Genomic DNA, 8,327 nt, shown 5'->3' on the forward strand with positions numbered 1-8,327 from the left:
CAATTGTACCTCCGAGTAAGTCTTTTAATGCATCTTGAATATCTTCTGCAGATTGAATGTCATATTCTCTAATTAAATCTGCTATGATATTCTTTTTTCCTTCGCTTAATCTTTCTTTTCTTTTCACCATAAAAACAGCCTCCCATGATATATTTATTTTATCATAGAAAGCTGCTATTATTTGTAATTTACAGACTTTTTTTCACAGGCTCAGAAAAGTAGATAGAAAATATAGTGTTTTTATACTATATTTTCTATCTGTTTTTATTTTTATGGTATTTTAAAATAATCTCCCATTGATTATATTATAATTCTACGTTTTTTAATTCAGCTACAACTATAACTCCCTCATCACTAATTTCTATGAAACCTATATATTTTCCTTTAGCCCATGGAGAAGGCTTAGGGATACTGCCAGGATTCATAAATATAATATTTTTATATTCTTCTTTAAGGGGTATATGGGTATGACCAAATAGTGCTATATCAGCACCAATACTCTCTGCTTTTATAGCAATGCTATTCATTGTACTCTTAACCTTATATAAATCTCCATGTGTAAAGAATATTTTTACTCCATTTATAGTAATAGTATTTTCTTTAGGATATATATTAGAAAAATCACAGTTTCCAGCCACTGCATATATTTTGCCTTCGAAGTTCCTTTCTAAGAGTTTTACATCTTCTATGCAATCTCCTAGATGAATAACTACATCTGATTTTAAATCATTTATGTATTCTGAAGCTACTTCTAGAGCTCTTTCATTATGATGAGTATCACCAATAAAAGCAATTTTCATGTTATACCTCCAATAAGTACGTTTATGTACATTTTCTATAAAATATTATATCATTATTCTCCAGCAAGAAATATAAATGAGTCTATTTTATTCCAATATTCAAATCATAAATCACTTCAAACCGCATAAACAGTACAACTATTTAACTATTTATATATTTCCCTAGTTCCATAGTTAAATAGTTTCCTATACAAAAATAGAAATAGTTCCATATATAAATATTTATATATGGAACTATTTCTTAATACTAAAGCTACTATTTTTTATTAAGACAATATAAAAATCTAATCATATTTATGCCTGCTAGTCCTACTAATATATATATTGCTCTAACTAGCATATCTGAAAAACTAAAGATGAAATGAACAAGATCAAAATTGAAGAGTCCGAATATTCCCCAATTAATTGCGCCTATAATAACAAGTACAAATGATATTTTGTCTAATAAATTAATTTTGCACATAAAAACTTCCCCCCATTTTAATTATATTATGATATGTTTAAATCCATTAATATATTTTATGTTTAATATATATGATATATTTGGATAAAATAGAACAATGAGAATAACCTATTATTACAAATAACACGAATTTTAATTGGACTTATATTTATATAATATGTTATAATAGTGAATGATATTAGATAAAAAAACATTTTTGTACGGAGGTTACTATGAGAGATACATATAATTCACCATTAAATTCTAGATATGCATCTAAGGAAATGAGCTATATTTTTTCTGAGGAAATGAAATTTAAAACTTGGAGAAAACTTTGGGTTGCATTAGCTGAGGGAGAACAAGAATTAGGATTAAATATTACTGATGAACAAATAAAAGAGCTTAGAGACAATATTGAAAACATTGACTATGAATTAGCTGCTGCTAGAGAAAAAGAAGTTAGACATGATGTAATGAGTCATGTATATGCTTATGGGGTTGTAGCTCCATCTGCTAAAGGAATAATACATCTAGGAGCTACTAGCTGTTATGTAGGTGACAATACGGACCTACTTATTATGAGAGATGCTCTTATATTAATTAGAAAAAAAGTAATAAATGTGTTAGATCAACTAAGCAAGTTTGCTTTAAAATATAAAGACGTTCCAACTCTTGGATTTACACATCTTCAACCGGCTCAGCTTACAACTGTAGGAAAGAGAGCTACTCTTTGGATGCAAGAGTTATTAATGGATTTAGAAAACCTTGATTTTGCAATTGATAAAATGAAATTTAGAGGAGTTAAGGGAACAACAGGAACTCAAGCTAGCTTTATGTCTTTATTTAACAATGATGAAGAAAAAGTTAAAGAGCTTGATAAAATTGTATGTAAAAAAATGGGCTTTGAAAAAGCATATCCTGTTACTGGCCAAACTTACTCTAGAAAATTAGATTCTATAATATTAAATACATTATCTGAAGTAGCACAAAGTGCATACAAATTTAGTAATGATATGAGACTTCTTCAAAACATGAAGGAAATGGAAGAACCTTTTGAAAAGCATCAGATAGGATCTTCAGCTATGGCATATAAGAGAAATCCTATGAGAAGCGAAAGAATTAGTGCACTTTCAAGATATATAATTGTAAACTCTCTTAACCCGGCAATTACTGCTGCAACTCAATGGTTTGAAAGAACACTAGATGATTCTGCTAATAAACGTATATCCGTTGCAGAAGCTTTCTTAGCTCTTGATGGGGTGCTTAACCTATATATAAACATAACTTCTAATATGGTGGTATATGAAAAGGTAATAGCTGCCCATGTTAATAGCGAGTTACCATTTATGGCTACAGAAAATATTATGATGGAAGCTGTTAAGCGTGGAGGGGATAGACAAGAACTTCATGAAAAAATAAGAGTTCATTCTTTAGCTGCTGCAAGACAAGTAAAAGAGTTTGGAGAAAAGAATGATTTAATAGAAAGAATATTAGCTGATGAATCCTTTGGATTATCAAAAGAAGAGATTCTATCTATAATAGATCCAAGTAAGTTCACTGGAAGATCTAGTGGGCAGGTAGTTGATTTTATAGAGGAATATATAAACCCAATATTAGAAGCTCATAAAAATGAATTAGGTGAAGAAGTAGAAATAAACGTATAATAAAATAAGCTGGAATGCTAGTGCATTTCAGCTTATTTTTATGATGCCAAAGAGGATAAATCCCACAGTGTTTATAGCTAAATTAGCAGACATATGAACTATCCAAGAGACATAAATATTATTAAACCTTTCATTAAGGTAATTAAAAAGAAGTCCAGCTATAAATAGTGAAACTATAAGCAAAATGAACAGTGGGGGAGTAAACCAATTATTCATAATAGCCACATGATAAATTGCAAAGGCCAAAGCACTAAAAATATAAGCAGCTTTTCTTGAACTTACCTGTTTTAAAGATAAGAAGGAAAAACCACGGAAGAAAAACTCTTCCAAAAGGGAATTAACTGATGTAATATATAGTGCTACAAATAAAAAGTTTTCTTTAGTTACTCCTAAATTATTCTCTAAATTAGTAGTGACCATAGAAAAATCAAAAAATGGACCTAGAATAAAATAAGCTCCTAGTATAAATACATATACAACTATACCAAATATAAGTGCAAAAAATATGCTTTTTTTACTTCCTTTAAAAAGTGCTTTAAAGGAAATAGCTCTCTGTTTTATACATACAATTAAGGGCAATAGTAAAAAGATACATATTTTTATTAAAGACTTTGTAAAATAATTAGGTACAATTAAAATTTCCACTAAGGCCATAATAATACAACCTAATATTACTACTAAAATAATAGATAGAGTGGCTTGTTTATTTTCCATAGATCATCCTCCTTGAAAATTTTATGTATATAGCTTTAAATAATGACTCAAGGCTTTAAAATAATTATAGCATATTATTTTTCTAAAATAGCAAGTATATCCTTAATTGACTATAGTAATTCATTATGATAATATTTAGTTAACTTAATATTCGGGAGCTTGTGTACAGGCTGAGAGGGAGTGTAAACTTCGACCGTACCTGATTTGGATAATGCCAACGTAGGAAGTAGATTTATATAATTATAGGTATACCACTTAGTTGGTATGCCTTTTATTTTTGTTCATATAGGGGAGGGTAAGTAATTTAAAAATATTGATTTTGAGGGGATGATATGTAATGTTAAAAACAAAAAAACTAACTTTAGCTGGAATTTTCATTGCCATGGGAGTTATTTTATCTACAGTTATAGTTATACCAGTAGGAATTGCAAAATGTGCTCCAGTTCAGCATTTGATAAATGTTTTATCAGCTGTTATTTTAGGTCCTTTTTATGGAGTAGCTATAGCTTTCCTTACTTCCACAATTAGAGTGCTTATTGGTACAGGTACCTTCCTAGCTTTTCCTGGAAGTATGTGTGGAGCTCTTTTAGCTGGAATCCTATATAAATATAACAAAAAAATAACTATGGCATCCATAGGAGAAATCTTCGGTACAGGTGTAATAGGAGCTTTAATAGCCTATCCGGTAGCAAAGTTCATCCTATCAAAGGAAGCGGCTCTATGGGGCTTTGTGGTGCCATTTAGCGTAAGCTCTATTGGTGGTACACTAATTGCTATACTATTTTTAATAGCTCTTAAAAAAACAGGAGTATTAGATAAAGTTTCTAATGAAGGTAATTAGAGCTTAACATTTTAGTATTTTAAAATAGATCTTAGGGAGAGGATATAAAATGATTAAAGATATTTTAGATTCAGTAAGAAAAACCAACCCTATTGTGCACAATATAACTAATTATGTTGCAGCTAATGATTGTGCTAATATAACCTTAGCTTGTGGTGGTTCTCCTATTATGTCAGATGATCCAGAGGAAGTAGAGGAGATAACCACCTTATGTAATGCTTTAGTAATGAATTTAGGTACTTTAAATCCAAGAAAGTTAGAAGCCATGATTAAGGCAGGGAGGAGAGCTAATAAATTAAAGCATCCTGTAATATTGGATCCTGTGGGTATTGGTGCATCATCATTTAGACAACAGGCTGTAAAGGAACTTTTAAACACTGTAGATTTTCAAGTTATAAAAGGTAATATATCTGAAATAAAAACTATAGGAAAGAAAAAAACTATATGTAAGGGTGTAGATGCCAGTGAAATTGAGTCTATAACGGAAGATAATATAGAAGGTGCAATTACTCTAGCTACGGAGCTTTCTAAGGATCTAGGGGCAATTATAGCCATTACAGGGGCTATAGATATCGTTGCAGATAAAGATTTAGTATATATTATTAGAAATGGGCATCCATCTATGAGAAATGTCACCGGAACAGGATGTATGCTTTCATCAATTATAGGAGTTTTAGTTGGTGCTAATCCTCATAAAATCTTTGATGCAACGGTAACTGCTTTCTGTATTATGGGAGTATGTGGTGAACTTGCTTATAATAAAATAGTAGAAAAGTTTCAGGGAAGTGGATCTTTAAAAATACATTTGATTGATTCTGTGAGTAATATGGATTATAAAATTTTAGAAGAAAAAATTAAAATAGAAAAGTTTTTTAAAAATTAAAGGATTTTTACCTCTCTTCATAGAATAATTAATGTCGTGAAATGTAAGTTTCGCGACATTATGCTATGAAAATTAAAGGGGAATGGATTTTATGGATTCGAAATTAAATTATATGCAAGATAATTCTCTACCCAAAATACTAAAGGATTATTTAAGTTACCTTTCTTCTGTTAAAGGTGTTTCTATCAATACTTTAGTTGCCTACGCTTATGATCTAACTTTATTCTTTAAATTTCTTAAAGTACATAATAATGAAGTAACTTTATCACAGGATGTAATTTTTGAAAATATTCCTATTGATAACATCTCTTCTGATTATCTTAAAAATTTAGAATTGGTTAATTTTTACACCTATCTATCCTTTTTAGAGAATATGAGAGAAAATGGAACCTATGCAAAGGCAAGAAAAGTTGCCTCTCTAAAGTCCTTTTTTCACTATTTATGTTCTAAAGCTAAAATTATACCTACAGATCCTACTTTAGACTTAGAAAGTCCTAAAATAGGAAAGCGCTCCCCCATTTACTTAACTTTAGATGAAAGTAGAGACTTATTAGCTGTAGCTAATAATAGAGATAAAAATTCACCTAGGGATTTATGTATAATTACCCTATTCTTAAACTGTGGTGTGAGACTATCAGAGCTTTGCAGCATCAATATTGCCAATATTAAAGGTGATACCCTTACTGTCATTGGTAAAGGAAATAAAGAAAGGACTATTTATCTTAATAAAGCATCAATTAAGGCTATAAATAAGTATCTTGTTGTAAGAAATGATATTGCAGATAAAGTTCATAGTGAGGATAGAGAGGCTCTATTCATAAGTGGAAAGTATAGAAGAATTAATAAACGCACTGTAGAAAGAATAATAAAAAAATATGTAGGTGCAGCAGGTCTTGATACTGATAAATACACACCTCATAAATTAAGGCATACCTCTGCAACATTACTTCATAAACATGGTGGTGTAGATGTTAAAACTCTCCAAGAGATATTAGGTCATGAAAATGTAAGTACTACTCAAATATATGTTCATGTTGATGATGAAACCCTAAGAGAGGCTATTAACACTCACCCCTTAGGGGATGAATAATAAAGAAGGATAGCAGCTATGAAATCTATGGCTACTATCCTTCTTTTTATTACTTTTTATATTTTATATCTCTCAATTCAGATATACGCCTACTCGTATTCAAAAATTCTTTTTCATAATTTAACTTAGCATCCTTTTCTAATGAAGGATCATCTAGTAAACCACTTAGCTGAGAAAGTCGACACTGAAGCATTAATATTTCATCTTTATTAACATTTAATTTACTATTACTAGTCTTATTACAAGTGAAAAACTCAATTATCTCAGTATGATTTCCAGTAAAATTAATAATTTTGTTATTTTCTATTTTTAGAATTCTATTACATACTGTAGAAATTAAATGTCTATCATGGGAAACTACCAAAGCTGTTCCAGAATAACTTTTTAAAAGCAAACTTACACTTTCTTTAGATAAGATATCCATATAATTAGTTGGCTCATCAAGAATTATTAAATCAGGATTTTCAATGATTATTTTAGTAAATATTACTCTGCATTTTTCGCCAATACTTAAGTTTTTAATTAATGTATTTACTCTATCCCCTTTTATAAATACACTTCCTAAATATAACCGAATTATATTTTCAGTTTCATTGGTGGTTAATAAATAGTCTAATATAGTTATTTCTTCATTTACTACTTCTAGATATTGAGATAAACTGCTAATTTTCATATTTGGGTTTAAATAAACATCACCAATGTAATTCTTATCTTCACCTAGAAGAATATTTAGTAATGTAGTCTTACCACTACCATTATTGCCAATGATGCCGACTTTATCTCCACCATTTATAGTAAAATTCCCATCTTTAAATAATAATTTCTTATCGAAGGATTTACTAAGATTTTCAACTCTTATGGCTGTTTTAAAACTATTATTATTATTAAGTATAAGTTTAATTGAAGAGTTATCCTTTATTCTTTCAACTCCATTTTCTTTTAATTTTTCTAACTTTTTTTCTTTTGATCTCATTATAGAAACATGCTTTTTACTTAATGCCCTTAAGTGGTCATTAGTACCCGCCATTTTGTGTGCTTTGTTAAACCATTGTTTTCTTTGACTGATATTTTCTTTCAAGGCTCTTATTTCCTGTTGTTGTTTGTTATATAAATTTTCATTGGTTATCTTTTCCATTAATAGCTGTTTTTCATAGGAAGAATAATTACCTTCATAGGTTTTTATTCCGTTATTACTTAAAACGAAGGTCTTATTTGTAACTTCATCCAAGAAAAACCTATCATGACTTATTATAATCATAGGTTTGTTTATAGAATTTATAAGCCTTTCTAACCATTGAACACCACTTAAATCTAAATGATTTGTAGGCTCATCTAGTATAAACAAATCATAGTTACTATGAAATATATTAAGAATTTCTTTTTTAGTAGCTTCACCACCACTTAAAAAAGTATTACTATTATATAAGTTTTCATCTATAATTCCGATAAGAATATTTGAAGGAATATAATTGATACTTCCTTCATCGTAGGAAATCGCCTTAGTTATTATTTGTTTTAAGGTACTTTTACCTACGCCATTTTCTCCTACCAGACCTATCTTAAGATTATCTCCTATTTCAAAACTTATATTTTTTAAAATTGTACGATTTTGAAAGGATTTAGAAATATTTTTTATAATTATCTTACCCATTTATAACACTCCTTTTAATAAAGTCTATCAAAAGGCTAAAATGTACCCTATATAGTAGACACTTTAAAAAAAGTCTATTATATAGGGTATTTTTATGTATAATAAAATTAATATATAGCTTTAGGAGTGATTATATGAGCAACAAATTTTTCACTGAATATCAAATTAAGAACTTATCTCAAAACAAATATGTACAGACTATTTCATCAAAATCAATTACATATACTGATGAATTTAAAAGA

The 8,327-nt window shown here is 29.0% G+C and carries 8 protein-coding genes, 1 pseudogene and 1 riboswitch; of the genes and pseudogenes, 4 read left to right on the forward strand and 5 right to left on the reverse strand.

Annotated elements, in window-relative coordinates; genetic code table 11:
• The 3 genes and pseudogenes from IO99_RS19560 to IO99_RS17560 form a co-directional block, all read right to left on the reverse strand.
• Window positions 1-130, reverse strand: a pseudogene (locus IO99_RS19560) (IS256 family transposase); the annotation flags it as partial.
• Window positions 131-305: 175 nt separating this feature from the next.
• The gene (locus IO99_RS17555; protein WP_035135763.1) at window positions 306-800 is read right to left on the reverse strand and encodes a YfcE family phosphodiesterase; all 495 of its coding nucleotides are present in this window, start codon (window positions 798-800) and stop codon (window positions 306-308) included.
• 256 nt (window positions 801-1,056) lie between these two features.
• Complete coding sequence (locus IO99_RS17560) at window positions 1,057-1,263, reverse strand: DUF378 domain-containing protein (protein WP_035135773.1); 207 nt, start codon at window positions 1,261-1,263, stop codon at window positions 1,057-1,059.
• Window positions 1,264-1,475: 212 nt separating this feature from the next.
• On the opposite strand from IO99_RS17560, the gene purB reads away from it, so the two are divergent.
• Window positions 1,476-2,906: an adenylosuccinate lyase gene (purB, locus tag IO99_RS17565; RefSeq protein ID WP_035135775.1), complete on the forward strand. Its 1,431-nt coding sequence runs from the start codon at window positions 1,476-1,478 to the stop codon at window positions 2,904-2,906.
• 27 nt (window positions 2,907-2,933) lie between these two features.
• Here the strand turns inward: purB and IO99_RS17570 are convergent, their stop codons facing one another.
• On the reverse strand, window positions 2,934-3,620 hold the full coding sequence (locus IO99_RS17570; RefSeq protein ID WP_035135776.1) for a CPBP family intramembrane glutamic endopeptidase: 687 nt from the start codon (window positions 3,618-3,620) through the stop codon (window positions 2,934-2,936).
• Between the two features lie 141 nt (window positions 3,621-3,761).
• Window positions 3,762-3,863: riboswitch (TPP riboswitch) on the forward strand.
• Between the two features lie 94 nt (window positions 3,864-3,957).
• Here IO99_RS17570 and thiW point away from each other — a divergent pair.
• The 3 genes from thiW to IO99_RS17585 all read left to right on the forward strand — a co-directional run bounded on the left by thiW (window position 3,958) and on the right by IO99_RS17585 (window position 6,434).
• A complete protein-coding gene (gene thiW / locus IO99_RS17575) occupies window positions 3,958-4,461 on the forward strand; it encodes an energy coupling factor transporter S component ThiW (protein WP_035135778.1) in 504 nt (167 codons plus the stop codon).
• A gap of 49 nt (window positions 4,462-4,510) precedes the next feature.
• Window positions 4,511-5,344: a hydroxyethylthiazole kinase gene (thiM, locus tag IO99_RS17580; RefSeq protein ID WP_035135780.1), complete on the forward strand. Its 834-nt coding sequence runs from the start codon at window positions 4,511-4,513 to the stop codon at window positions 5,342-5,344.
• A gap of 91 nt (window positions 5,345-5,435) precedes the next feature.
• Complete coding sequence (locus tag IO99_RS17585) at window positions 5,436-6,434, forward strand: tyrosine recombinase XerC (RefSeq protein WP_035135782.1); 999 nt, start codon at window positions 5,436-5,438, stop codon at window positions 6,432-6,434.
• A 49-nt stretch (window positions 6,435-6,483) separates the two neighbouring features.
• On the opposite strand, the gene IO99_RS17590 is transcribed toward IO99_RS17585, so the two are convergent.
• Entirely contained in the window at window positions 6,484-8,085 is a 1,602-nt protein-coding gene (locus IO99_RS17590) for an ABC-F family ATP-binding cassette domain-containing protein (RefSeq protein WP_035135784.1), read from the reverse strand.
• Between the last annotated feature and the right edge of the window lie 242 nt (window positions 8,086-8,327).

The sequence above is a fragment of the Clostridium sulfidigenes genome (assembly GCF_000732635.1).
GTDB classification, from domain to species: Bacteria; Bacillota; Clostridia; order Clostridiales; family Clostridiaceae; genus Clostridium_J; species Clostridium_J sulfidigenes.

Excerpts from the sequence above, each read along its gene's own strand:
- purB (WP_035135775.1), top strand. The coding sequence starts at position 1,476 with ATGAGAGATACATATAATTCACCATTAAATTCTAGATATGCATCTAAG.
- thiW (WP_035135778.1), top strand. The coding sequence starts at position 3,958 with ATGTTAAAAACAAAAAAACTAACTTTAGCTGGAATTTTCATTGCCATG.
- IO99_RS17590 (WP_035135784.1), bottom strand. The coding sequence starts at position 8,085 with ATGGGTAAGATAATTATAAAAAATATTTCTAAATCCTTTCAAAATCGT.
- thiM (WP_035135780.1), top strand. The coding sequence starts at position 4,511 with ATGATTAAAGATATTTTAGATTCAGTAAGAAAAACCAACCCTATTGTG.
- IO99_RS17560 (WP_035135773.1), bottom strand. The coding sequence starts at position 1,263 with ATGTGCAAAATTAATTTATTAGACAAAATATCATTTGTACTTGTTATT.
- IO99_RS17570 (WP_035135776.1), bottom strand. The coding sequence starts at position 3,620 with ATGGAAAATAAACAAGCCACTCTATCTATTATTTTAGTAGTAATATTA.
- IO99_RS17555 (WP_035135763.1), bottom strand. The coding sequence starts at position 800 with ATGAAAATTGCTTTTATTGGTGATACTCATCATAATGAAAGAGCTCTA.
- IO99_RS17585 (WP_035135782.1), top strand. The coding sequence starts at position 5,436 with ATGGATTCGAAATTAAATTATATGCAAGATAATTCTCTACCCAAAATA.